We start from the raw sequence: 24609 nt of genomic DNA, 5'->3' as shown, positions 1-24609 counted from the left end.
CACAGTTCAGTTTACACTACCTCTAATTACGAAGAGATAGCTACGGGATCCTGAATATGTGTTTCAGGGTCTCCGCGTTATCTACCAATATTCGCCAATTCTTCTTCTGTCCAGTAGATCAATTCTCGCAAAACATATACATTTTCATAACTTCCCAACCCATCAATATACTCCCACAAATCACCTTCAACCTTTACTGGCCTTCCATGATGAATGAGGTCATATCCATTATCCAACCAATTTTGTATCTGCTCTTTATCCATCTTTATAAAAACTTATTGTTAGTTATCTTAAAATGTCTCTATCAAATATAATGTATTTTACTATGCCTACCAAGGAAACTAAAATTTCAGTTAACTTTTTATATACTTGCTTTCGTAACTCAAGAAGTTGTCGCTTAATTGACGAATTTCAAAAATAAAAAGTATCTTCGTATAACATCATATATAATAATTATGGCAGATTTTTTTTATGTTGGACGCGAAGGTGAAGATGAATTACTCGAACTGGTAGCTGTGTCGACTATCCAATCCCTTCTATATTTCCAGGATGCAGATCAAGAGGATTTTACAACGATAAAGACCGCTATTGATCAAAATTTTATTGTCGAGGAGGATCTGATTACAGTTGCAGATACACTCCGATTGGATCAATCTATTGTTCGTTTTACTCCTGGAAAACCAAATTATAAAGATTGATACTGTGTCGTCAGAGCAAATCACGCTGAGCAGACAATTCATTCAACTTAATTATCAACGAAATAAGTAAAAGAAACAATGAAGGTAGTTTTAATTGGGGGTTCAGGTGCTACAGGAAGGGCCCTTGTTCAATTGATGCTGAAATGTGACAAAATTACAGAAATTATTGTTTTATTACGGCGTATCTCTTTCGAGGAGCATACTAAATTGGCACAGGTCATCGTCGATTTTGATCATTTAACTGACTTTGAACAACATATTCAGGGCGATATTGCTATTTCCTGCCTTGGCACTACGTTAAAGGATGCAGGAAGTAAAGAGGCACAATGGAAAATCGATCACGATATTAATTTGCAATTTGCAGCATTGGCAAAGAAAAATGGTCTTCCTACCTTTATGCTGTTGTCAGCTGTCCATGCTGATCCCGACTCGAAAATTTTCTACAACCGCATGAAAGGGAGCCTTGAGCAGGATGTGAAAGCGCTTGATTTCAATAGACTCATCATAGTACAGCCCGGCGCACTCATCCGGCCGAATACCGATCGCCTTGGTGAAAAAGCTGCGATAACTGCGCTTCGCATCTTCAATAAGATAGGATTGTTAAAAGCATACCAAGCACTGTCTGTAGCCCAGGTCGCAAACGCCATGTTACAGGCGATCAATCACTATATGGAAGGCAATCATACACTAACCGTGGAAGAAATTAAAAAATTATCGGCAGAAACCATTGCATAGTTAGAAGACACGTGATCTCTGCGAACTGAAAAAGCTGGATAAATTACAAAAGGGACTAAACAAAACAATCCCCAAGAAAATCTTGGGGATTGTCTGAGCCTCTTATCGGGATCGAACCAATGACCTACTGATTACAAGTCAGTTGCTCTACCAGCTGAGCTAAAGAGGCTTTCAATTGAATTTTAATGAGTGTCGCTCAATGAGCCTCATATCGGAATCGAACCAATGACCTACTGATTACAAGTCAGTTGCTCTACCAGCTGAGCTAAAGAGGCGTTACTTCTTTTCAATCTTAATCACGGCTCACCGTTTTTAAGATGTTGCAAATATCGAAACCTTACAGCAAAATTGCAAGTCAAAAACAAGAATTTTCTACAGCAATAAGGCAAATATTTAAAAATCAAGCGCATTATTTTCAAGGACTGCAAATTTGTCATGATTCAATAATTAATATTGCCATTTTTTCCGAAATCCAGCTAAAAACCCAAATGGCACTTCAATTGTTATAATCCAACATACAACAAAACTTTAATTAAGACAATAAAATGAATTTTAACAATTATACAATTAAAGCGCAAGAGGCCATACAAAAGGCGTCCGAAATTGCTGCTGGCCATCAGCAACAGGCGATTGAGACAGCTCATATTTTAAAAGCTTTACTCTCCGTCGATGAAAATGTTGTCAGCCACTTATTGAAAAAATTAAATGTTAACATCAGCTATCTCGGAACTGAACTTGATAAACAAGTGGAGGGTTTTCCTAAGGTTAGCGGTAGTAATATTTATTTAAGTAGTGATGCAAATAATGCGCTGCAAAAAGCACAAGGTTATTTAAAGGAATTTAATGATGAATTTGTATCTGTTGAACATCTATTGCTAGGTATCTTGGCAAGTTCCAGTAAGACGTCGACATTATTAAAATCACAGGGAGTGACGGAGAAAGATCTAAAGACGGCTATCAAAGAGTTGCGTGGAAATAGTCGAGTAACCGATCAGAATGCTGAGGCGACATACAATGCTCTCGGAAAATATGCACGAAATTTAAATGAATATGCGGAGTCGGGAAAGCTGGACCCAGTTATCGGTCGTGATGAGGAAATCAGACGGGTGATGCAGATCCTCTCCCGTCGCACCAAAAACAACCCAATACTTGTCGGTGAACCTGGGGTCGGTAAAACGGCTATCGCAGAAGGTATCGCTTACAGAATTATCAAAGGCGATGCACCCGAAAATTTAAAATCTAAAACTGTTTTTTCGTTGGATATGGGTGCTTTGGTTGCCGGTGCCAAATACAAAGGAGAATTTGAAGAACGTTTAAAAGCGGTTGTAAAAGAAGTTACAGATTCCAATGGAGACATTATCCTATTTATCGATGAGATCCATACCTTGGTAGGCGCAGGAGGCGGTGAAGGTGCGATGGATGCGGCCAATATCCTTAAACCAGCATTGGCAAGAGGTGAATTACGTGCTATTGGTGCTACAACGCTAAATGAATACCAAAAATACTTTGAGAAAGATAAAGCATTGGAGCGTAGATTCCAAAAAGTTATGGTGGAAGAGCCTGACACGCAAGATGCAATTTCGATCCTCAGGGGTTTAAAAGAACGATACGAAACACACCATAAAGTACGCATCCTGGATGAATCAATTATCGCAGCGGTGGAATTATCACAGCGCTATATTGCCGATCGGTTTTTGCCGGATAAAGCAATTGACTTAATTGATGAAGCTGCATCTAAACTAAGGCTTGAAATGGACTCCGTACCGGAAGCAGTAGACGAGCTTGAACGCCGAATCATGCAGTTGGAAATTGAACGGGAAGCTTTGAAGCGTGAAAATGACGACAAAAAAGTTGCAGAGCTTTCGGAAAGTATCGCCAATCTATCTGCAGAGCGAGATACCTTAAGAGCTTCGTGGCAAGAAGAAAAAAGCCTTGTTGACAATGTCAACCAAGAGATCGAGAACATTGAGAATTATAAGCTCGAAGCTGAACAGGCAGAACGCTCTGGTGACTATGGGAAGGTGGCCGAACTTCGCTATGGACGGATCAAAGAAGCACAAGAAAAAGTGGACAGATTAAAGGCTGAACTTGCGGAAAAACAGGAAAGCAAGCGCATGCTTAAAGAAGAAGTTACCGCGGAGGATATCGCAGATGTGGTCGCCAAATGGACTGGAATACCGGTTAGTAAGATGATTCAGTCGGAGCGTGAGAAGTTACTAAATCTTGAAGAAGAACTTCATAAACGTGTTGCAGGTCAAGATGAGGCTATTGAAGCTATTTCCGATGCGATTCGCAGGTCACGCGCGGGTCTCAATGATGCAAAACGACCAATAGGATCTTTTATATTTCTTGGTACTACTGGAGTCGGAAAGACCGAGCTTGCCAAAGCGCTTGCCGAATTTCTATTTGACGATGAGCAATCAATGGTTCGTATTGATATGTCGGAATATCAAGAAAGGCATGCCGTGTCACGTTTAATCGGTGCGCCTCCGGGATATGTAGGCTATGATGAAGGCGGACAATTGACGGAGGCCGTGCGAAGAAGGCCCTACTCTGTGGTATTACTAGATGAAATTGAAAAGTCACATCCGGATGTATTTAATATCCTACTGCAGGTATTGGATGACGGGCACCTGACAGACAATAAGGGTCGTACGGTAAACTTTAAAAATACGATTATCATCATGACTTCAAATACAGGTTCGACCATTATACAAGAAAATTTCAGTCACTTGAACGATGATAATAGGGAGGAGATTATTGCTAAAACACGAACTGAGGTATTTGATCTTTTGAAACAATCGATTCGCCCCGAGTTTTTGAACCGAATTGATGAGGTGATCATGTTTACACCGTTAAGCCGCACCGAAATTGCAGACATTGTCCGTTTACAATTTGCCCATGTGCAAAGACAGCTGGCCGAACAAAATATATTTATCACAGCTTCTGATGAAGCTATGGATTGGTTAGCGCAACTCGGCTATGATCCTATTTATGGGGCAAGACCGTTAAAACGTGTCATTCAAAAAAGGATTCTAAACGAACTGTCAAAGGAGATTTTATCCGGAAAAGTAAATCGCGATTCAATCATTCGCTTGGATGTATTTGATGGTAAATTTGTCTTTATAAACAAAAATGAATAATAAAAGAGAACGTCCGATACATGTATCGGACGTTCTCTTTTATTATTTGCGATTTAAATTTTCGCACCTAACACCTTTAGCAGTTTATTTACGTCTTCTTCGCCATCTAAATGCTGTATGAGTGCCTTCGTCTTCGCATCATAAATATACAATGAAGGGTAGTTGGTAGGCTTAAACTTTTCGATAAACTGCGTACCGTTATCAAATAAGAATTTAACATTTGCGGCATTTTTCAATGCCTTTGCGTACATGTTAATGAAGCCATCGACATATTGTTTATCATTCATCGAGATAAAGTAAAATGATGTATTCTTTAATTTCGTCAAGTTCGTCGCAATACCAGCCCCCATTTTCTGACAGTGTCCACAACCAGGGTCATAGAAATTCAAAACAATAAATCCAGATTTCGGGAGTTTACCAGAATCATATTTGCCGGTCTGATAGACCTCGTCGAATGTAAACGGCGGAAGTGTTTTAGGAGCCTGCGCAAAGACTGGTTGAAACAAAAAATAAATACTGACAAAAATTAGGGAATAGAGGAATTTCATGTTAAAAAATTTTAAACCAATAGTAACCGTTCAATTAATTTCGATTAATAATACTTAAAAATATGGTTTATTCGACTATTGTTTTAGTTTTTTTACAAAAATTCCGTAAGTTTGGGCTAATTTTTAAATCGATCAAATCTAATTAATACTCATCAATCGTGAAAAAAAGAATTGCTATTTTTGCTTCAGGTTCAGGCTCCAATGCGCAAAAAATAATGGAACATTTCAAGTATTCGGACGAAGCTGAGGTCGCCTTGATTTTATCCAATAACCCAGATGCTTACGTTATTCAACGAGCTGACAATTTCGAAATACCTGCACATATTTTTGATCGTGAGGAATTTTACAACACCGACAATGTTGTCAATATTCTTAAAAACTTAAATATTGATCTGATCGTTTTGGCTGGTTTTTTATGGCTTGTACCCAATAATCTTCTGAAAGCTTTTCCGAATCAAATCATTAATATTCATCCTGCTCTGCTTCCAAAATACGGTGGTAAAGGAATGTATGGCGACCATGTTCATCGGGCTGTTCTAGCAAATAAAGAAGAAGAGCACGGGATTACGATTCACTTCGCGAATGAGCATTTCGATGAAGGAGAAATCATCTATCAAGCACGGTTCAAAGTGGATCCAAATGATACCCTCGACACAATAAAATTCAAAGGGCAGCAACTGGAACATCAACACTTCCCCAAAGTCATTGAGAATCTGATCAAAAAAATGTAAAAACTACGCCATTGTTTAGAATTGTTTTAAACAAATCGTAACTTCGTGACATGAACGAAATTATTGAAACTGTGATAGAGATGGATGAGTCAGACAACAAAGGTGGTTTGTTCCAGTTTAGAAATACTGCAATGAACCCATTTTCTGATTTTTCCTGTGCTTGCTTTAAAAAGTGCTGCAAGAAATACAAAGAAGGTAAACGTTGTAAGAAATGTCCCGGCCGTAAAAAATAGTGTATCGGGCCATTATTTCTCCTGATAATCTAAATCTTTATCAAAACTTTCTTCTAACTGGGTTAGCGAATAAATTGCTATTCCCGAAAGAAGTAAAACCATTGTAATCGCTGCTGGTGCAATTCCAAATGCGTTTACCAAATATCCATAGAGCACAGTAGAGGGAATGAGTGCACCTCGGACAAAATTTGGTGCCGTTGTTGCAACAGTAGCCCGTAGATTTGTGCCAAATTGTTCCGCTGAGATCGTTACAAACGTAGCCCAATACCCCACTCCTAATCCCATGATAAAGGCAAGAGTTAAGAACTTCGTAGCCGTGATACCGTCACTCAGCAAATACACAAGTGAACTTCCGATGATAACTAACTGACAAATAAAGACCACTTTTTTACGGGATTTTAAAACTTGTGCAAATACTCCGGCCAGTACGTCACCGATAGAAATACCAATATAGGTAAACATCACCCCCTGGCCGGCACTTAGTGTATCGATAGCCCCTAAAGCAGCCCCTATTTCAGGAGCTTGTGTAACCAAAACACCTACAACAAACCAAATAGGAAGACCGATGCATAGGCAATTGATATATCTTTTTAAACGGCTTCTGTCGGTAAAAAGCATCCGGATATCTCCTTTTGTGGTATCCGATTCATTTTGCTCTTTAAACAAGCCCGACTCAAAAGATCCAATACGCAAAAGTAATAACAGCAGGCCCATTCCCCCACCGACAAAGTAAGCTGTCCGCCAATCGAACTCTTCCGAAACAAAATAGGCTAATACCGCTCCTATAACACCCACAGCAGCAACCAACATAGTGCCATAACCACGTTTTGATTTATGCATGCTTTCGGAAACCAGCGTAATTCCGGCACCTAATTCCCCAGCCAAACCAATACCCGCTATAAAACGAATAATACCATAGATCAGTACATCCTGTACGAAGCCATTTGCAATATTTGCTAAGGAATACAAAAGAATCGATCCGAATAGTACTTTTAAACGCCCAAATTTATCGCCGACAATCCCCCAGATAATTCCCCCCAATAACAACCCTCCCATTTGCATGTTTAATACAAATTCACCTTGAACACGCATATCTGCTGCTGGAACACCAATATCAGTAAAGGACTGAATACGGACAATGGAGAAAATTACTAAATCATAAATATCGACGAAGTAGCCCAATGAAGCGATCATAATGAGTAACCATACTTTTCTGTCGGCTTGTTTTCCTTTTATTTCGGACATTTTAGGTTTCTTTAAGTTGTAAAAATACCATAGTGAAGCTATAAAACCAAGATTTCGCACAATAATCCGACACATTGTTCTATTTTTGTATCATGAGATATAGTCCACTTGCCTTAACATGGCTATTACGCATTTACCCCCCTTTTCTATTTCAGGGAATCTGGGTTAAAAAAATTAGCCCTGGCTTTCAGGGTGCCAAAGTAAAAATATATAAGACACCATTTAATATCAATACCAATAAAACATTATTTGGAGGGACGATATTTTCTGCAGCCGACCCGATCTTCCCTATCCTAATTGATCAATATCTACAAAAAATCGGCTTTAAGAAAACTGTAGCTTGGTTAAAATCATCACAAATTGTTTTTAAAAAACCAGGTAAAACTAGTGTAGAGTATAGTGTTGAGCTTTCCGATGAAATTCTCGAAGAATGTGCACATATCATCCGAACAAAAGGGCGGGTAGTAAAAGACTTTTCATTGGAAATTAAAGACAAATCGGGCGACCTGTGCGCTATTGTATGTTGCGAAACCTATATTCGTGACTTGAATTTTACATTCCCGTCGAGAAATCGAAATGTTGAGCCGTAAGAAATTAATATATTTGTCAAATTACCAAAAGATAATAACATGAATAAAATCGCGTTTGTAGCTATCGCATCCTTAGCAATAGCAGCATGTGGAACTCCGGGGAATGGTGCAACGACCGTAAAAGCCTTACAGGATTCAACAATTAAAATACATGATGAGATCATGCCTCAAATTGCTCATTTCGACCGCGATGCTGTCAAGATAGATTCCATTTTGGACAATTTAAAAAATATGAAAACAGCTAAGGCTGATTTAGATACTAGTTCAACGAGAAAAGAGCTTAGTATATTGAAAGCTAATTTAGAGAGTGCTACAGAACATATGATGGACTGGATGAAAGGATATAATCCTGATTCCACGGATGTTAAATATTTTGAAACTGAACTTCAAAAGGTAAGTGACATGAAAAAGATATTTGATAATGTTTCGAAAGAAAGCCGCGAAAAATTAAAGAGTTTTTAAACGAATTCATTCCATTTGACTAAGCCCGACATTTTAAAACGTTCACATTAACGTCTGAGCAAAAAAAGGGTCAGGCTTAAAAAAATAGTAGACTCATGAGATCCATAACTAAATTTTACTCCGCAGCTTGCCTTTTACTCTGTTTATTTTCCTGCAAAAACAATAACCAGACCACCTTACCCATCTATGGCGAAAGGGAAGCTATAGAAAAAACAGTTGACGGAAAAAAAATTGTAGATACACTTTATCATACTATTCCGACCTTTAATCTGCTTAATCAGGACAGTGTAATGATCTCGGATAAGGATTTTGAAGGAAAGGTATATATTGCCAATTTTTTCTTTACCCATTGTCCAAGTATCTGTCCGACGATGAATCGCAACCTGTTAAAAATATATCAACAATATAAGGATAATGAGGAAGTTCGCTTTTTATCGCACAGTATTGACTTTAAATACGATCAACCTTATGTGTTGAAAGATTACGCAACGAAATTGGGCGTAACCAATAATCACTGGCAATTTGTTTCAGGAACTAAAGCCGAGATATATGGTCTAGCCAATCAATACCTAGTCTATACGGCCGAAGATAAGAACGCACCTGGAGGTTATGATCATCAGGGATATCTGGTTTTAATAGATAAAGACAAAAAAATTCGAGGAGCCTATGACGGCACCAACGATGAGCAAGTGAAAAAACTAATGAATGACTTACCGCTACTATTGAGCGAGGGTAAAAAGTGACATGCGTATCTTCTTAACAACCGTAGGAACAATTGGCGTTATCTTATCAATATTGATAGGCTGTCAGCATGAAGTTGATATCAAAACTGCACAATATGCGGTCAATGGTCAAAAAGTATATCGGACACATTGCCAAAATTGTCACGGGGATAAGGGTGAAGGATTGGGCAATCTCTATCCTCCATTAACTGACACTACATTTCTTCAAAAAAATAGCGATCAACTGGCCTGTATCATCAAGTACGGAATATCAGGGGAACTCGAAGTTGCAGGTAAGAAGTTTAACAATACGATGCCCGCCTCAAATCTTTCTTCAATAGATATTGCTTATGTGTTGACCTACATTAATACTAAAATCAACAAAGGGAAACAGATTTATTCCCTAGAAAAGGTCGAAAAGAACTTAAAAAAATGCAATTAGAAGAAGCGGCTGTTAGATGAAACACGCCGCTTCTTCTCTTTTCTACGGCATCCCCAATCCAGCTAGTGCCTATAACACTAGGCTTATATTAACCATTAATTTGCTGTTGTTGGACACAGCCCATCAAGCTACCCTAAAAAAATAAAAAACAATTTTATTTGTTTTCTCTTATTGTATTATTGATCCAATATTTCAAGATTTTTGATTTATTGATTTATAACAATATTCTGACATTTTGGAATCAAATTAATCGCTAATTTTGCAACCGAATGAACGTTCGATTGATGAATTATAATGAAAAAATTGCGGCTGTACTTGCGAGCACGCTAAAGCTGATACAGACCAACGGCTTCCATGGAACGCCGATGAGCAAAATCGCACAAGACTCTGATGTAGCTATAGGAACTATCTACCATTATTTCCCTTCAAAAGATGATCTGATTTTTGCGCTGTTCAAACACTGTAGAACATTATTAAATGATTATATTTTTGATGGTATAAAAGATGATTTCGAGTATAAAGATTCATTTTTTCATATTTGGCGCAACTTTGTCAAGTTCTATCTTGAAAATGGACATATCTTCAGTTTTTTTGAGCAATTTTTCTCGTCCCCTTACTACGAAAAAAATAAAGCGGAGATACAAGAGCCTTTGGGCGGGCAAAATAAAGTTGTCGATTTTCTGCAAGAGGGTATCGATCGGAAAATTTTAAAGCAAGTAGATGTCCATCTGTTAGTGGCCAGCTATATCGGAGTGGCATTATCGACAGTTCATAGTATCAAATTTAAAGATGTCAGTTTTTCCGAACAAAATGTAGAGGTACTGGTTGGGATTATTTGGGACGGAGCTATTAATAAAGAAAATAATAATTAATTACATATATGAAGTTTAATAAAATCGTTTATTCTTTAGCGACCCTTTCGCTTCTGAGTAATACAGGATTTGCACAACAGCAATCTGAAAGCTTGCCGCCAAATGCGACACTTCAGCAGCTGATAGATTATGCTTTACGGAATAAAATTTCGATTAAGCAAGCCGAGCTTGATGAATCCATCGGGGAAAGAGATATTGATATTTCACTTTCTGGCTGGTATCCACAGCTGGGTTTAACCGGCAATTTCAATCACAACGTCAAATTGCCAACGATGTTCTTCAATGGTGCTAATATCCCTATGGGAACTAAAAATAGTAGTGCATTAACGTTGCAGGCTGACCAACAAATTCTAAACCCGGCGTTAATGCAAGCCAAAAAAGGGGCTGACCTGCTTCGGTTAAGTAACAGACAAAATACCGAAAGTCAGAAAATCGACGCCGTTGTCGATGTCAGCAAAGCTTATTACGACATCTTGACTTCCGAGGAACAAATCAAAATTGTTCAGGAAAACATCGCCCGTCTTCAAAAGCAATACAATGATTCACATGTACGTTATGAAGTTGGTGTGGTGGATAAGACCGATTACAAGCGTGCACAGATCGCCTTGGCAAATGCCAGAGCTGACGAAAAGCGTACCGTAGAGATGCGCAAATATAAATATGACTATCTAAAACAGCTTTTGGCATTAGATAAAAGTCAAAACTTGACCTTATCTTTCAATAACGCTGATATGGAAAGTCAAATCTTATTGGATACAACCTCCGGATTGAATGTGACCAATCGCATTGAATTTCAACAATTACAGACTTCCAAAAAGATTCAAGAGTTAAACACGCAGTATTACAAGTGGACCTATCTGCCAAACATCAGTGCATTCTATAATTACGCATTTAACTACAGAAACAATAGTTTTGGAAAATTATACAATGATAATATTCCAAGTTCAATCGCAGGTTTAAATCTATCACTCCCTATTTTTCAAGGGTTTAAGCGTAAAAATCAAATCAATAAATCCAGACTTCAGGAAGAGCGCATCGATTGGGATATTAAGAACTTAGAAACTTCGGTCAATACGCAATATTCCATGGCACGTGCCACTTATAATGCCAATCTAAGCGACTGGAAAACGGCCCAGGAAAACGTTACACTCTCCAAAGAAGTTTATGAGACAATCAAACTACAATATGACGAGGGGATCAAAACATATCTGGATTTGATGACTGCTGAGACCGATTTAAAAACAACACAACTGAATTATTTGAATGCGCTCTATGCCTTGTTGGCGAGTAAGCTTGATGTACAAAAAGCTATCGGATCAATTCAAACAAATTAATCAATTAAAAAGGAAACTAATACAAATCATGAATAAAAGACAATTATTATTCGCTTTCTTTCTAGGGACAGCTTTAGTATGGACCTCTTGTGGAAATAAAGATGCTAAAAAGCAAGGACCGCCACAGGCGCAAGCCGAGAAAGTCGTTCCAGTTACTTTCGGTGTAGCATCGCATGAGATTGTAACAGGTACAATAAGCTATCCTGCGACAGTTAAACCGCTGAATGAAGCAGATCTATTTGCAGAAGTAAGCGGTTATATCACCAAAATATATGTTTCAGACGGCGCAGCAGTCACTAAAGGACAGGCCCTTTATGAAATTGATGGCACACGCTATAATGCTGCGGTTCAGCAGGCCAAAGCTAGCCTCCAAGTAGCACAGACAGAGTTGGACCGTCAAAAAAGAGATCTAGGGAGATATCAAACATTGGCAGATAAGGATGCGATAGCAAAACAGACTTTTGATAATGCTCAATCAAGCGTTGCTGCTGCTCAAGCACAGGTGGAGTCTGCTCGCGCAGCTCTAGTAACAGCAAATACCAATTTATCGCGATCGACTATTCGGGCTCCCTTTAGTGGAACTGTAGGAATATCACAGGTACGGTTGGGGGCTTTAGTGAGTCCTGGTACTACCCTATTGAACACCTTATCTTCTACCAGCCCAATTGCTATAGAATTTCAGGTAAACGAAAAGGATATTAACAAATTTACCCAATTACAAAGTAGCCGTTCCTCTTCAGATCTTTCTCTTCTGCTACCAAATGGAAGCACTTATGAGGGCAAAGGAACGATCACAACGATTGACCGTGCAGTCGATCCTGCAACTGGAACAATCAAAGTACGTGCGACATTTCCGAACAATGCCAACGAACTGCGTGCAGGAATGAATATCACCATGAATGTATCAACAACCTCTTCCAAAGAAGAAATTGTTGTCCCCTACAAAGCTGTGTTTGAGCAGTTAGGTGTTTTCAATATATATACCGTCAACGACAGCAGTAAAGCGGAGATACATCAAGTAAAACTGGGTATCAAAGCTGGCGACAAAATCGTGATCAAAGAAGGTGTCAAAGACGGCGAGAAAATTATCGTCGATGGCACTATGAATGTCCAAAATGGAGTTAAAGTAGTGGATGCTGCCGTGGCAGCTCAACAGGCTGCGAAAGGAGCTCCTCAGGGAAAATAACACCACTAATTTTTAAAGAGAATCTAAAAAATATAGAATGATTTCAGAAGTATTTATTAAGAGGCCAGTTACCGCAATCGTTATTTCGATTTTGATTTCAATCATCGGGATTATTGCAGTATCTACGTTGCCAATTAGCCAGTATCCTTCTATTGCACCTCCAACTGTAACTGTTACAGCAAATTACACTGGAGCGGATGCACAGACGGTTGAACAAACCGTGACAACTCTTATTGAGAGTCAGATCAATGGTACACCTGGCATGATTTATATGTCGTCTAATAGCACATCCAATGGCCAAGCAACAATTACGGTGACATTTGAAGTAGGTACGGATATTGATATTGCTACCCTAGATGTACAAAACCGTGTGGGAATTGCTGAGCCAGCCCTTCCTGAAGCTGTTAGACGTCTTGGGATTACGACGCGTAAAGCCAATAACGATATCCTCATGTTGGTTGCGCTAACTTCTCCAAAAGGAACGAGAAGCGAAAATTTCTTAGCTAATTACAACAACTTATACGTAAAAGACGCACTCTTACGTGTAAAAGGTGTCGGTGACGTAACCGCCTTTGGCCAGCCATTCTCCATGCGGGTATGGCTCGACGCGAACAAATTAGCCAACTTGAGTATGACTCCTGCCGATATATCGACTGCAATTGCGGAACAAAATTCCCGTATACCTGGCGGTAGTGTTGGCGGACGTCCGCAAGAGTCCTCAACAGTATTTGAGTATCCGATTATTACCGATAGTGACCTTTCCAATCCAGAGGATTTTGAAAACATCATTGTGAAAACCAATAAGGATGGATCTATTGTACTTTTAAAAGATGTTGCGCGTGTAGAATTGGGTCAGTTCAATTATGGTACATCATCTACCGTAAACGGTATGACCTCCTCTGCCATGATGATCAACCAGACGCCTGGTGGTAATGCAGTAGAGTCGGCTGAAGGTATTGTTAATGCTTTGGAAAAATTGAAGAAATCTTTTCCAACCGATGTCGATTATACGATCAGTTATGAAACTGTATCTGTTGTAAATGCCTCAATTTCTTCAGTTATACACACGCTAGTTGAAGCGTTAATCCTAGTTACGGTTGTGGTGTTTTTCTTTCTTCAAAGTTGGAGGGCAACATTAATTCCTGTACTGGCGATTCCAGTGTCCATCATTGGTACCTTCATCTTCTTCCTCATGTTTGGTTTTTCAATCAACAACCTGACAATGCTTGCTTTTGTATTAGCCATCGGTATTGTGGTGGATGATGCCATTGTTGTTGTGGAAGCAGTACAGCATTACATCGACCACTATAAGCTGGATGCAAAAGAAGCGACACGGCGCGCTATGGGTGATATTACCGCTCCGGTTATTGCAATTGCATTGATTTTGGCAGCCGTATTTGTCCCAGTAGGTTTTATACCAGGCATGGTCGGTAAGTTGTACCAACAATTTGCCATCACGATTGCCGTATCCGTCATGTTATCTGCATTTATAGCGCTTTCTTTGACCCCAGCATTATGTTCAATTTTATTAAAGCCCACAGCAGTACATGAGGGCGCAAGAGGATTGAACAAATTTTTCTACAAATTTAATGTATGGTTTGAAAAAGTAACCATTAAATACTCAAATGGTGTAAAACAGGCAATCAAAAAAGCACCCCTGGTGTTAATTATTCTCTTGTGTATTTTTATTGGAACAGGCTGGATGTTTACAACCAAACCCACTGGATTTATTCCTTCTGAGGATGGTGGTGCATTTTTTGCAGGTATTACGTTGCCAGAAGGTTCGTCCTCTGCGCGTACAAATGAAGTGCTAAAAGAAATTGAAGCTGATCTGCATAAGACTTTCCCCGAAATCAAATATGTTACTGCAATCTCCGGTATCAATATCTTGAACCGTGCGTTTAAATCCAATGGAGCGACAGTATTCGTTTCGCTTAAACCTTGGGAAACGCGTACACGCACTGCAAACGATATTGCAGGCATGATTATGGGCAAGTATGCAGGCTATACGAAGGCCAGAGTATTGGCGGTAACGCCACCGGCAATTCCAGGTTTAGGTACATCTGGAGGTTTCTCTATGCAGGTACAGGATTTACAAACTGTCAACATCAAAGACTTTGAAGCAACAGTCGGTAAATTCTTAATGGCCGCCAACCAACGCCCGGAAATTGGAATGGCTTACACATTGTTTAACACCAATTCGCCAAACTACAAATTGGAGGTAAACCGTGAACAGGCAAAACGTATGGGTGTGCCGATCTCAAGTATCTATTCAACAATATCATCCTATTTAGGTAGTAGCTATGTCAATGACTTCACAAAGTATGGCCGTAGTTATCGCGTTGTTACCCAAGCCGATATACCATACCGCATGAATATTGAAGATATCAACAAGTTGTATGTCAACAATATCTCTGGAAACCCTGTACCTATGGGTACCCTGGTTACCTATGAATTGACGACAATGCCTTCAATCATCAATCACTACAATATCTTTAGAAGTATTGAGGTCAACGGTAGTTCCGCCCCGGGTTATTCGTCAGGGGATGCTCTGAAAGCTTTACAGGAAGTAGCTGCACAAACTTTGCCAGAAGGTTTTGACTATCAGTTCTCCGGTCTATCGCTACAAGAAATGCAATCGGGATCCAAGACCATTCAAATTTTTGCACTGTGTATTCTATTTGTGTTCCTACTTTTAGCGGCATTGTACGAAAGCTGGTCTGTACCATTCTCTATTTTATTATCTGTGCCTTTGGGAGTATTTGGAGCAATCCTAACATTGACGCTGATTCCAACCTTGGATAATAATATCTATGCACAAATCGGTTTGGTAACAATTATTGGTCTAGCAGCCAAAAATGCGATCCTGATTGTAGAGTTTGCCAAGGAAAGGGTGGATATTGGAATGAACCTATATGAGGCAACATTAGATGCAGTAAAATTGCGTTTGCGTCCAATTATCATGACATCTTTTGCATTTATTTTGGGGATTATACCCTTGATGCTATCGCATGGTGCTGGTGCTATATCTCGGCAAACAATTGGTTGGACCGTATTTGGCGGTATGACTGCCGCTACGCTCCTTGCGATATTTATCGTTCCGGTCCTGTTCGTTGTGATTACACGTATGGCCTATGGTAAGAAAAAACTAGCGGAATTGGAGGCTAATTTCGATGCGGAAAAAGCTAAAAATTTAAGTGCGCACTAGTTATATATTGCCCCCGGCGTTAAAATCAATGCCGAGCTAAACGCAAAGAAGCCTTTCCTAAAATTCAGGAAAGGCTTCTTTTTTGCTTGTCCAATTATATTTCTTTATTTTTACCATTCACTATTAAAAATATATGTCACCTGAATCACAACGTAAATTTGAATTACTAAACCTTCTCGCCGAGTCCTACGATGCGCTATTGTTTGATGTCGATGGTACTTTGGCAGATAATATGCACGCGCATAAACAAGCATACAAAGCTGCGGCAGAACACTATGGAATTGAATTGGATGTTAATTTGATCGACGAAACTGCTGGATGGCCAACTGTGGCTGTTGCAGAAGAAATCAGCAAACGCTATGAAGTGGATTTCGATTATCAAGAATTTTCCACGCTTAAATCTACTATATTTCGCGATGAGTATGTATTTAAAACCCAACCAGTAGATTATGTTGTTGAACATCTAAAATATCAAAAAGGCAAAAAACATATTGCAGCTGTATCTGGAGGAACGAGATCGACTTTATCGATGACATTGAATACCATTGGTGTATGGGATGATTTGGAAACATTAGTGTGTGCTGGCGATACTCCCGAAGGGAAACCCTCTCCGCAGCCTTTTCTTTTGGCAGCCTCACAATTAAATATTGATCCAAAAAAATGCTTGGTCTACGAAGATGGTATTCCGGGTGTTGAGGGTGCTAAAGCCGCAGGAATGGGTTGGGTTCGCGTAGATGAAATTTAATACAATTAAATGCGATAAAAAAAGCCGCAATAAATTAAACACTTATTGCGGCTTTGATTACCAGGTGGGGTTAAAAACTCGTAATTATTTTCACTCCCCCATTACTGTAGTTCAAATCGGAGGATTTTAGTCCTCCAATCGGGGCTTTATAATAAGGCTCTACAGAAATCGATAGTTTACCAATTTTCTGTTTCCTGCCAACTGAAAAATTAACAAAGCCATTTACACCTTTGTCATCCACATTTTTATCTGTAGATTTTTGTTTATATTCCGTATTATTAGTCTCATAAATCATTGCGCGTTCCTGATCCAATACACCTACATAAGATACGCCCACAGACGTGTAAAAGTTCTTCGTAATTGCATACCTCACATCCACAGGAATGTCCACTGTTAAGATTTTACCAGAAACTCGCTCATTGCTCTTCGCATCTTTTGCATCCGCGGTCCGCGTAATAAATGAATTACTGATAGTTGATTGTGAAATATAATTTGGAGCATCTAAACTAAATGAGTTTGAAGCCATAGCTGGAGTAATAGGTGTATTCCCAGAAACAGCACCATAATGTTGAATAGAGGCTCCGGATCGGAGACTTATTTTGCTCGAAATATTGTAAGCCAGTGCAACGCCACCGCCAAGTGTTATACTCTCCGAAGTTGAAGCTGGAGAAACAAAAGCCCCCATCTCCCACTTTTTCTCCCGACTGGTTTCATTCTGCATAATGCTGGTTCTCGTATTCCCTTGTTGCATAGCGTAGAGCTGTGAAAGCTTTGCCGCATCACGCTGTGTCAAATTACCAGAAGAAACTGCAACCGAATTAGATTGAGCTGCAGCACCTTCCACTTCATCTTCGCCCCAATGAATATTCGCTGAGAACTTATTATTCTTCAATGGGATCGATTGTAGGCTGGCAACCTCCTTCGAAAAAGTTAAATCAGTCGCTCGCATTACCCGTCCAGCATTTAATACCACACGGTTATTGTCGCTATGTTGAACTGAATGGTTTGTCACTCCTGCGTAGGTAAACGGTCTCGTTTGGAATGATTTCTCGCTAACTAAATCTTCATCATGGATAATATCCGATAGCGAGCGTTGAATGGACTCTTTCAAATCCTTATTATTTCCGATCACATCATCACTTGTCTGCTTCTTGATTGTGACCACAGACGGTGCATCCTTAGGCGTATCGATATTTAAGCCCCAGTAGCCAACACCAGCAAATACGAGTAAGGCAGCTGCTGCGCTCCAATACCTCCAATTCGAGGGACTACGTGGTACTGCGTCATACGTCGAGGCAAATTTTTCCCAGGAACCTTCTTTATAAGGAAGTTCATGGTCTTTTAATTGTCCAATGATCTCTTCTATCAATTCCTTTTTCTTATTGTTTTTCATCGTAACAACAATATTTATCTTATTTCTTGAACTACGCCTGTATAATCCAAGTATAATTTCCTAAGTTTTTGCTTCGCTCGCGTCAAATAAGTACGTGACGTACTATCAGGTATATTGAGCATCTGGGCAATTTCATCGTGCGAATAACCCTCAATTTCATAGAGATTAAAAATAGTTTTTTGGATTTCAGGAAGCTGATCCAAAAGCCGCATAATCTCATTGACCTCCAAACGACTGTCCAGCTGAACCGATGGAGTGTGCATATCACCTTCTCCGAGATCTTCAACCGAATAAAGTTGCTTCTTACTCCGTAAAAAATCAATGGAAATATTCGCCGCTATTCGACCTATCCACGCTCGAAAAGATTTTTCCAGATTCTCATCGTCAATATTCCGATTAAAAGACGCTAATTTTCGAAACACCCTAACAAAACTTTCATTCACAAGCTCTTCAGCATCCACATCCTGTTTTACATAACGGATAATAATTGCCATGAGATATCCATAATATTTCTTATAAACGAAGGCCTTTCCGTCCTCACGATCTAGCAAGCAACGTGCTAAGGCATCATCTAAAGACGATAACTTCTTGTTATAAAAATATGATCGAATTATACCCACTTAAACTATTTAATTATCAAGTTTCAAACTTAGACAAATTGCCTTTGATATGCAATGAATTAAATTATCTATGCAACAATTCATCAAATTTCCTCCGGTAACCAAAATCTTTTTTTGAGGAAATAACCGAATTAAAATCATAAAACTTAAAACTAAATAGCCAATTGTCCCCTTGTAATATCACTATTTAACTATTTTTTACTCTTTAACGATACGCTAAGCATTTTCGCTACAGCGATTTCATAAAAAAATCAATAAAAAGAATTGAAAAAAATGGCTATTTTTGCTTGATTTTCACATTTTAAATATTATTCATACCGAATGAGTACTGTATTATCCGAACAGGAACAACTTAGAAGACAAGCGATGCAATCGTTGTTGGATATGGGAATTGACCCATTTCCAGCGAATGAATTTGTCGTTAATGCACATGCTGCTGATATTTTAGAAAATTACGATAGAGATAAATTGAATTATAAGAACATTACCCTAGCTGGCCGGATTATGAGCCGTCGTGTCATGGGAAGTGCTTCATTTTTTGAAATTCAAGATTCTACTGGCCGTATTCAAGCTTATATTAAGCGGGATGACATTTGCCCGGACGAGAATAAGGATCTATACAACGTAGTTTTTAAAAAACTGTTGGATATTGGTGATATCGTCGGAATCAAAGGCTATGTCTTCACAACGCAAACTGAAGCGATTGCAGTGCACGTAGAACAACTTACTGTTTTATCTAAATCGCTACGTCCGCTACCAGTTGTCAAATCTGCTGAAGGAAAGACTTTCGATGCCTTTACAGATCCTGAACAACGCTATAGAATGCGCTATGTTGATTTGATTGTCAATCCAGGTAATAAAGATATATTTATCAAACGTACCAAACTTTTCAATGCAATGCGTCAGTTCTTTAACGATGCAGGTTACATGGAAGTAGAAACACCAGTTTTACAGTCTATTCCTGGTGGAGCAGCAGCACGTCCATTTATTACCCATCACAATGCGTTGGACATTCCATTATATCTTCGCATTGCTAACGAGTTGTATCTAAAAAGATTGATCGTAGGAGGATTTGACGGCGTGTATGAATTTTCTAAAAACTTCCGCAACGAAGGAATGGACCGTACACATAATCCCGAATTCACAGCGATGGAGATTTATGTAGCGTATAAAGACTACAATTGGATGATGGATTTTACCGAACGTCTTTTGGAACACTGTGCGTCAGCCGTAAATGGAACAACTGAGGTTACGTTCGGCTCACATAAAATTGACTTTAAAGCCCCATATAAACGTATCTCGATGACAGATTCTATCAAAGAATTTACTGGATTCGATATCACTGGAAAATCTGAAGATGAAATTCGTATCGCTGCCAAAGGAATGGGTATTGATGTGAATGAAACAATGGGAAAAGGTAAATTAATAGACGAAATTTTTGGTGCGAAGTGTGAAGGCAACTACATCCAACCTACTTTCATCACGGATTATCCTAAAGAAATGTCTCCTTTAACCAAAAAACATCGAGATAATCCCGATTTAACAGAGCGTTTTGAACTTATGGTATGCGGAAAAGAGATTGCCAATGCTTATTCGGAATTAAATGATCCGATTGATCAACGTGAACGTTTTGAAGATCAATTGCGGCTTTCCGAAAAGGGAGATGACGAAGCCATGTTTATTGACCAAGACTTCTTACGTTCACTCGAATATGGCATGCCGCCTACTTCTGGACTTGGTATTGGAATGGATCGTTTGATTATGTTCCTGACCGACAATGCCTCCATTCAAGAAGTTCTTTTCTTTCCGCAAATGCGGCCAGAAAAAGTTGCTCGAGTAGCAGAAACACAAGATTATGAGCAGCAAGGAATTCCTGCGGTATGGGTACCAGCACTGCAAAAAATGGGTTTTACAACGATTGAAGCTTTAAAAGAAGCAAATCCAAATAAGGTCTTTAATGACCTTGGTGGTATGCGTAAAAAGCTTAAACTAGATATCAATATGCCGACAAAAGACGAGGTATTTGCTTGGTTCAATTGAATTGATCCAATCTAAACAAAAAAGCTGTCTCAATGAATTTTGAGACAGCTTTTTTTATTTTGTAAAAACGGATAAAGAATTACCCCCTGTGATCGTGAACCGCAAAATCTTTAATTGATATAGCACCCGTTTTTATTAATGACACAATGCTACCAACACGCTACCAGCTCTGCCAATAGCAGGGTAATTACAGGGGGTTAACAGGGGTATAACAGGGGGTTAACAGGGTAAATCCCTGTGATCCCCCTGCTATACCCCTACAAAAATAGTGTCGACTCCCTCTTAAAGTAAGAGTTGGTATTGAGACATCAATAAGATGATTTGAGCGGATATGGCCAAAAATAGAGATAAAGCTTTTGAAAACAGTGGCTATGACCTGATTACTGCCGAAAAAATAGCTCGGCCAATTGTCTACATTTATTATATTTACATAGCATAAACTAAATCAGCTTTTAGTATGAAGAATATTCTCGCGCTTGACGGTGGTGGTATACGAGGCATCATTCCCGCAATGGTACTTGTAGCTCTAGAAGAGAAATTACAAAAGCAGACGATGGATACAAATGCACGTATCGCCTCGTATTTTGACTTCATAGCAGGTACAAGTAGCGGTGGAATTCTGACCAGTATTCTTCTCTATCCGGAAGAAGGAAATCCCGCCCAACCAAAATTCTCTGCGCGAGACGCGTTAAATTTATTTGTCAATCATGGTACTGAAATTTTCAATGCTTCCAAATGGCGGCATTTTTTAGGCGGTTTTGGATTGGTCAGTGAACTATATTCACCCATTCCTTTATCAAACGTACTGGAAAAATATTTTCAAAATGCGAGGTTGAGCCATTTAATCAAGCCTTGTATTATCACAGCATATAATATCGAATTACGAAAAAATCATTTTTTCAGACAACAGAAAGCAATTACACATGGTGAAGCGAGAGATTTCTACCTCAAGGATGTCTGTAGAGCGACTTCTGCTGCACCCACATTTTTCCCTGTCGCTGAGATCTACTCCCTTTCAAAAACCAGATACCCCTTGATTGACGGTGGCGTCTTTGCCCAAAATCCTTCCATATGCGCTTTACTCGAAGTCCTAAAGGCATTTAATAGCACGCAGATAAATGATATGTTTATGGTATCTCTGGGAACAGGTGTCTCAAAAACCGCCTATAACTATGAGCATTTTAAGAAAAATCTTGCCATTCAAATCGGTCCAGCATTAGTGGATATTATGACAAGTGCGTCATCTGAAAGCACTGAATTTTTTATAAGGCAATTATTTCGAAGTAACGGCAAGCAGCAAAATTATCTTCGCATAGAACCTGCTAATCTTTCTAGCATCGATGCATCACTGGATGCGGCCTCGACTAATAATATACAGAAATTGATCTCCTTATCGGATAAAATAATTAGTGAAAATGAAGATACGCTAGATTATATTGTTGCTCATTTAATTAAAGAAAAGAATCAAAATGAGAAGAAAAATCCATGGAGCAGGTTGATGAATAAATTCTAAAAGATTACTTTTACGCATATTTTAAATCGATATGGCATTAAACTACGTTTGGGTTGCATTTTTTTTAATCACATTTGCCGTAGCCCTTGTAAAACTCATCTTTTTTGGGGATACTGAAATTTTCCAGCAAATTGTAAACTCAATCTTTGATAGTGCGAAAACAGGTGCCGAAATTTCCTTGGGACTGATCGGCATGATGAGTTTTGCCCTTGGCATCATGAAAATTGGTGAAAAAGGTGGAATGATTAATATCTTCGCGAAAATCGTAGGCCCTTTTTTTCATAAATTATTTCCTGAAATACCAAAAAATCACCCTGCGCTTGGTTCTATTCTTATGAATTTCTCGGCCAATGCGCTTGGTTTAGATAATGCTGCAACGCCTTTGGGACTTAAAGCGATGAAAGAACTACAGGAATTAAATCCAAACAAAGAAACTGCATCCAATGCCCAAATCATGTTTATTGTGCTCAATGCATCAAGTTTGACACTCTTGCCGATTTCTATCATGGCGTATCGAAAAGAAGCGGGAGCACCAGATCCTTCAGATGTATTCTTACCGATTTTAATAGCTACATTCTTCTCCACTCTGGTTGCATTGATACTTGTGGCTATTTATCAAAAAATCAATCTGTTGAATCGCGTAGTTTTGGGCTATTTGGGTGCGATGTGTCTGTTTATCGGAGGCCTGCTTTATTACTTTTCTGGACTACAACAATCGGAGATCGAAATATTCAGCAAAGTATTTGGAAATGTTATCTTATTTAGCTTATTTACTTCTTTTATAGGGTTAGCTCTTTTCCGTAAGGTAAATGTCTATGACTCTTTTATTGAAGGAGCCAAAGAAGGCTTTGAGGTTTCCGTGAAAATAATACCTTATTTGGTTGCCATGCTTGTTGGAATTGCCGTCTTTAGAGCGTCTGGGACGATGGATTATATGGTAGCGGGAATTGCTAAAGGCATTGCCTTATGCGGTTTGGATACGTCCTTTGTGGACGCCTTACCTGTTGCTTTTATGAAACCTTTGAGTGGCTCTGGCGCACGTGGACTGATGGTTGATTTGATGAATGCAAAAGGTCCAATGGATTTCGCGGCTCGGGTTGCGTGTGTTATTCAAGGATCAACGGAGACTACTTTTTATGTCCTTGCAGTATATTTTGGAGCGGTAGGAATTAAACGCACTAGACATGCGCTTCCATGCGCTCTACTAGCTGAATTAGCCGGAGTGATCGCTGCAATCATTATATCCTATATATTTTTTAAATAGCTAGCAAAATAGGATCAGAACGGTTCTTTTCCATATATAAGCCAATCGCTCAACACATAATTACATACTGATGAAGAAAACAATTGCATTGATAGCCCATGACGGCAAGAAACCAGAAATGGTTGCATTTGTCAAAGATCACCAAGATTTATTAGAACGCGCCGATATCATCGCCACAGGAACTACGGGTTCATATGTCAGACAAACTGGCCTCCCTGTAGAATTGAAACTAAGTGGCCCAATGGGTGGCGATGCACAGATTGCGGCATTAGCGGCTGAAGGAAAAGTTGATGGAATCATTTTCTTTCGCGATCCACTAGGAAAACACGCACATGAGCCGGATATTCAGATGCTTATGCGTGTATGTGATCTTTATAATGTGCCATTGGCAACAAATCCGGCAACAGGAAGCCTGATTATTGAAGGCCTATTGGAAGATGTTGAAGCTTAATTTCAAATTGTATGGATAATGAAGTAATCGTTTCAATAGGGAAAATTCCCTATACAACTACAGTACACTATGGAAAGCATCAGCTAACAGTGGATGAACCAAAAGATTTAGGTGGTGAAGATGAGGGCATCAATCCCATTCCCTTACTACTATCCTCCTTAGGGAGCTGCAAGGCTATTACCGTAAAAATGTATGCTGACAGGAAGGACTGGCCGCTAGAAGAAGTATTGGTTCGTCTAACTCATGAAGTACAAATGAGTGAGCAACAACAAACGACCTATATTCAATGCTATATTAGTTTTAAAGGAGATTTAGACGAAGTCCAAAAGCAGCGGCTATTTAAAATTGCTGAGAAGTGCCCCGTCCATAAAATATTATCAAATCCTATTATAATAACGTCAAATCATTTATAGCGTTTCTTGGGATAACGAATA

At 39.1% G+C, this 24609-nt stretch carries 23 protein-coding genes and 2 tRNA genes; 18 read left to right on the top strand and 7 right to left on the bottom strand.

What is annotated here, in order from left to right:
* Window positions 1–77: 77 nt before the first annotated feature.
* A complete protein-coding gene (locus B3139_RS16235) occupies window positions 78–263 on the bottom strand; it encodes a hypothetical protein (protein WP_209579247.1) in 186 nt (61 codons plus the stop codon).
* Window positions 264–455: 192 nt separating this feature from the next.
* Here B3139_RS16235 and B3139_RS16230 point away from each other — a divergent pair, with 192 nt between their 5' ends.
* Together B3139_RS16230 and B3139_RS16225 are read left to right on the top strand one after the other, a co-directional pair.
* On the top strand, window positions 456–698 hold the full coding sequence (locus B3139_RS16230; protein ID WP_293884611.1) for a hypothetical protein: 243 nt from the start codon (window positions 456–458) through the stop codon (window positions 696–698).
* Between the two features lie 78 nt (window positions 699–776).
* Window positions 777–1433 (top strand): NAD(P)H-binding protein, encoded by a 657-nt coding sequence (locus B3139_RS16225; RefSeq protein WP_293884610.1) that lies wholly within the window; start codon window positions 777–779, stop codon window positions 1431–1433.
* 96 nt (window positions 1434–1529) lie between these two features.
* Here B3139_RS16225 and B3139_RS16220 read toward each other — a convergent pair.
* Window positions 1530–1602, bottom strand: a tRNA-Thr gene (locus B3139_RS16220).
* Between the two features lie 33 nt (window positions 1603–1635).
* Window positions 1636–1708, bottom strand: a tRNA-Thr gene (locus tag B3139_RS16215).
* A 270-nt stretch (window positions 1709–1978) separates the two neighbouring features.
* On the opposite strand from B3139_RS16215, the gene clpB reads away from it, so the two are divergent.
* Window positions 1979–4576 carry an ATP-dependent chaperone ClpB gene (gene clpB / locus B3139_RS16210; RefSeq protein ID WP_293884609.1) on the top strand — a complete coding sequence of 866 codons (2598 nt, stop codon included), beginning with the start codon at window positions 1979–1981 and terminating at the stop codon, window positions 4574–4576.
* Between the two features lie 53 nt (window positions 4577–4629).
* Here clpB and B3139_RS16205 read toward each other — a convergent pair whose 3' ends face one another.
* Window positions 4630–5124: a peroxiredoxin family protein gene (locus B3139_RS16205; RefSeq protein ID WP_293884608.1), complete on the bottom strand. Its 495-nt coding sequence runs from the start codon at window positions 5122–5124 to the stop codon at window positions 4630–4632.
* A 158-nt stretch (window positions 5125–5282) separates the two neighbouring features.
* Between B3139_RS16205 and purN the strand changes: the two genes are divergently transcribed.
* Window positions 5283–5855 carry a phosphoribosylglycinamide formyltransferase gene (gene purN / locus B3139_RS16200; RefSeq protein ID WP_209579242.1) on the top strand — a complete coding sequence of 191 codons (573 nt, stop codon included), beginning with the start codon at window positions 5283–5285 and terminating at the stop codon, window positions 5853–5855.
* A 245-nt stretch (window positions 5856–6100) separates the two neighbouring features.
* On the opposite strand, the gene B3139_RS16195 is transcribed toward purN, so the two are convergent.
* Window positions 6101–7333 carry an MFS transporter gene (locus B3139_RS16195; RefSeq protein ID WP_293884607.1) on the bottom strand — a complete coding sequence of 411 codons (1233 nt, stop codon included), beginning with the start codon at window positions 7331–7333 and terminating at the stop codon, window positions 6101–6103.
* A gap of 92 nt (window positions 7334–7425) precedes the next feature.
* Here B3139_RS16195 and B3139_RS16190 point away from each other — a divergent pair, with 92 nt between their 5' ends.
* From B3139_RS16190 to B3139_RS16150, 9 genes are all read left to right on the top strand, one after another.
* Window positions 7426–7923: a DUF4442 domain-containing protein gene (locus tag B3139_RS16190; RefSeq protein WP_293884606.1), complete on the top strand. Its 498-nt coding sequence runs from the start codon at window positions 7426–7428 to the stop codon at window positions 7921–7923.
* 39 nt (window positions 7924–7962) lie between these two features.
* Window positions 7963–8385 (top strand): transposase, encoded by a 423-nt coding sequence (locus B3139_RS16185; protein WP_293884605.1) that lies wholly within the window; start codon window positions 7963–7965, stop codon window positions 8383–8385.
* Between the two features lie 95 nt (window positions 8386–8480).
* Window positions 8481–9128: an SCO family protein gene (locus tag B3139_RS16180; protein ID WP_293884604.1), complete on the top strand. Its 648-nt coding sequence runs from the start codon at window positions 8481–8483 to the stop codon at window positions 9126–9128.
* Window position 9129: 1 nt separating this feature from the next.
* The gene (locus tag B3139_RS16175; RefSeq protein WP_293884603.1) at window positions 9130–9549 is read left to right on the top strand and encodes a c-type cytochrome; all 420 of its coding nucleotides are present in this window, start codon (window positions 9130–9132) and stop codon (window positions 9547–9549) included.
* 284 nt (window positions 9550–9833) lie between these two features.
* On the top strand, window positions 9834–10421 hold the full coding sequence (locus B3139_RS16170) for a TetR/AcrR family transcriptional regulator (protein WP_209579236.1): 588 nt from the start codon (window positions 9834–9836) through the stop codon (window positions 10419–10421).
* Between the two features lie 8 nt (window positions 10422–10429).
* Window positions 10430–11755: a TolC family protein gene (locus B3139_RS16165; protein ID WP_209579235.1), complete on the top strand. Its 1326-nt coding sequence runs from the start codon at window positions 10430–10432 to the stop codon at window positions 11753–11755.
* Between the two features lie 28 nt (window positions 11756–11783).
* Entirely contained in the window at window positions 11784–12941 is a 1158-nt protein-coding gene (locus B3139_RS16160) for an efflux RND transporter periplasmic adaptor subunit (RefSeq protein ID WP_293884602.1), read from the top strand.
* 37 nt (window positions 12942–12978) lie between these two features.
* Window positions 12979–16149 carry an efflux RND transporter permease subunit gene (locus tag B3139_RS16155; RefSeq protein WP_209579233.1) on the top strand — a complete coding sequence of 1057 codons (3171 nt, stop codon included), beginning with the start codon at window positions 12979–12981 and terminating at the stop codon, window positions 16147–16149.
* 133 nt (window positions 16150–16282) lie between these two features.
* On the top strand, window positions 16283–16894 hold the full coding sequence (locus tag B3139_RS16150) for an HAD family hydrolase (protein WP_293884601.1): 612 nt from the start codon (window positions 16283–16285) through the stop codon (window positions 16892–16894).
* A gap of 70 nt (window positions 16895–16964) precedes the next feature.
* Here the strand turns inward: B3139_RS16150 and B3139_RS16145 are convergent, their stop codons facing one another.
* Both B3139_RS16145 and B3139_RS16140 read right to left on the bottom strand, forming a co-directional pair.
* Window positions 16965–18287 (bottom strand): hypothetical protein, encoded by a 1323-nt coding sequence (locus B3139_RS16145; protein WP_293884600.1) that lies wholly within the window; start codon window positions 18285–18287, stop codon window positions 16965–16967.
* Between the two features lie 14 nt (window positions 18288–18301).
* The gene (locus B3139_RS16140; protein WP_209579230.1) at window positions 18302–18907 is read right to left on the bottom strand and encodes an RNA polymerase sigma factor; all 606 of its coding nucleotides are present in this window, start codon (window positions 18905–18907) and stop codon (window positions 18302–18304) included.
* Window positions 18908–19228: 321 nt separating this feature from the next.
* On the opposite strand from B3139_RS16140, the gene lysS reads away from it, so the two are divergent.
* The 5 genes from lysS to B3139_RS16115 all read left to right on the top strand — a co-directional run bounded on the left by lysS (window position 19229) and on the right by B3139_RS16115 (window position 24588).
* The gene (lysS, locus tag B3139_RS16135) at window positions 19229–20947 is read left to right on the top strand and encodes a lysine--tRNA ligase (protein ID WP_293884599.1); all 1719 of its coding nucleotides are present in this window, start codon (window positions 19229–19231) and stop codon (window positions 20945–20947) included.
* Window positions 20948–21404: 457 nt separating this feature from the next.
* Window positions 21405–22460, top strand: a complete 1056-nt coding sequence (locus tag B3139_RS16130) for a patatin-like phospholipase family protein (protein ID WP_293884598.1) — start codon at window positions 21405–21407, stop codon at window positions 22458–22460.
* A gap of 31 nt (window positions 22461–22491) precedes the next feature.
* A complete protein-coding gene (locus B3139_RS16125; protein WP_293884597.1) occupies window positions 22492–23724 on the top strand; it encodes a nucleoside recognition domain-containing protein in 1233 nt (410 codons plus the stop codon).
* Window positions 23725–23794: 70 nt separating this feature from the next.
* A complete protein-coding gene (locus B3139_RS16120; RefSeq protein ID WP_209579226.1) occupies window positions 23795–24175 on the top strand; it encodes a methylglyoxal synthase in 381 nt (126 codons plus the stop codon).
* An 11-nt stretch (window positions 24176–24186) separates the two neighbouring features.
* Window positions 24187–24588: an OsmC family protein gene (locus B3139_RS16115; RefSeq protein WP_293884596.1), complete on the top strand. Its 402-nt coding sequence runs from the start codon at window positions 24187–24189 to the stop codon at window positions 24586–24588.
* Window positions 24589–24609 lie beyond the last annotated feature (21 nt).

The organism is Sphingobacterium sp. UBA1498 (genome assembly GCF_002325125.1).
In the GTDB taxonomy this organism is placed as follows: domain Bacteria; phylum Bacteroidota; class Bacteroidia; order Sphingobacteriales; family Sphingobacteriaceae; genus Sphingobacterium.
This window is presented reverse-complemented; position numbering and strand designations above follow the sequence as displayed.

Bases quoted from the DNA above. Each gene is read 5' to 3' on its own strand.
- B3139_RS16175 (WP_293884603.1), top strand. From the start codon at position 9,130: ATGCGTATCTTCTTAACAACCGTAGGAACAATTGGCGTTATCTTATCA.
- B3139_RS16125 (WP_293884597.1), top strand. From the start codon at position 22,492: ATGGCATTAAACTACGTTTGGGTTGCATTTTTTTTAATCACATTTGCC.
- B3139_RS16235 (WP_209579247.1), bottom strand. From the start codon at position 263: ATGGATAAAGAGCAGATACAAAATTGGTTGGATAATGGATATGACCTC.
- B3139_RS16145 (WP_293884600.1), bottom strand. From the start codon at position 18,287: ATGAAAAACAATAAGAAAAAGGAATTGATAGAAGAGATCATTGGACAA.
- B3139_RS16185 (WP_293884605.1), top strand. From the start codon at position 7,963: ATGAATAAAATCGCGTTTGTAGCTATCGCATCCTTAGCAATAGCAGCA.
- B3139_RS16115 (WP_293884596.1), top strand. From the start codon at position 24,187: ATGGATAATGAAGTAATCGTTTCAATAGGGAAAATTCCCTATACAACT.
- lysS (WP_293884599.1), top strand. From the start codon at position 19,229: ATGAGTACTGTATTATCCGAACAGGAACAACTTAGAAGACAAGCGATG.
- B3139_RS16230 (WP_293884611.1), top strand. From the start codon at position 456: ATGGCAGATTTTTTTTATGTTGGACGCGAAGGTGAAGATGAATTACTC.
- B3139_RS16205 (WP_293884608.1), bottom strand. From the start codon at position 5,124: ATGAAATTCCTCTATTCCCTAATTTTTGTCAGTATTTATTTTTTGTTT.
- B3139_RS16225 (WP_293884610.1), top strand. From the start codon at position 777: ATGAAGGTAGTTTTAATTGGGGGTTCAGGTGCTACAGGAAGGGCCCTT.
- clpB (WP_293884609.1), top strand. From the start codon at position 1,979: ATGAATTTTAACAATTATACAATTAAAGCGCAAGAGGCCATACAAAAG.
- B3139_RS16150 (WP_293884601.1), top strand. From the start codon at position 16,283: ATGTCACCTGAATCACAACGTAAATTTGAATTACTAAACCTTCTCGCC.
- B3139_RS16130 (WP_293884598.1), top strand. From the start codon at position 21,405: ATGAAGAATATTCTCGCGCTTGACGGTGGTGGTATACGAGGCATCATT.
- B3139_RS16160 (WP_293884602.1), top strand. From the start codon at position 11,784: ATGAATAAAAGACAATTATTATTCGCTTTCTTTCTAGGGACAGCTTTA.
- B3139_RS16120 (WP_209579226.1), top strand. From the start codon at position 23,795: ATGAAGAAAACAATTGCATTGATAGCCCATGACGGCAAGAAACCAGAA.
- B3139_RS16170 (WP_209579236.1), top strand. From the start codon at position 9,834: ATGAATTATAATGAAAAAATTGCGGCTGTACTTGCGAGCACGCTAAAG.
- B3139_RS16155 (WP_209579233.1), top strand. From the start codon at position 12,979: ATGATTTCAGAAGTATTTATTAAGAGGCCAGTTACCGCAATCGTTATT.
- B3139_RS16165 (WP_209579235.1), top strand. From the start codon at position 10,430: ATGAAGTTTAATAAAATCGTTTATTCTTTAGCGACCCTTTCGCTTCTG.
- B3139_RS16180 (WP_293884604.1), top strand. From the start codon at position 8,481: ATGAGATCCATAACTAAATTTTACTCCGCAGCTTGCCTTTTACTCTGT.
- B3139_RS16190 (WP_293884606.1), top strand. From the start codon at position 7,426: ATGAGATATAGTCCACTTGCCTTAACATGGCTATTACGCATTTACCCC.
- B3139_RS16195 (WP_293884607.1), bottom strand. From the start codon at position 7,333: ATGTCCGAAATAAAAGGAAAACAAGCCGACAGAAAAGTATGGTTACTC.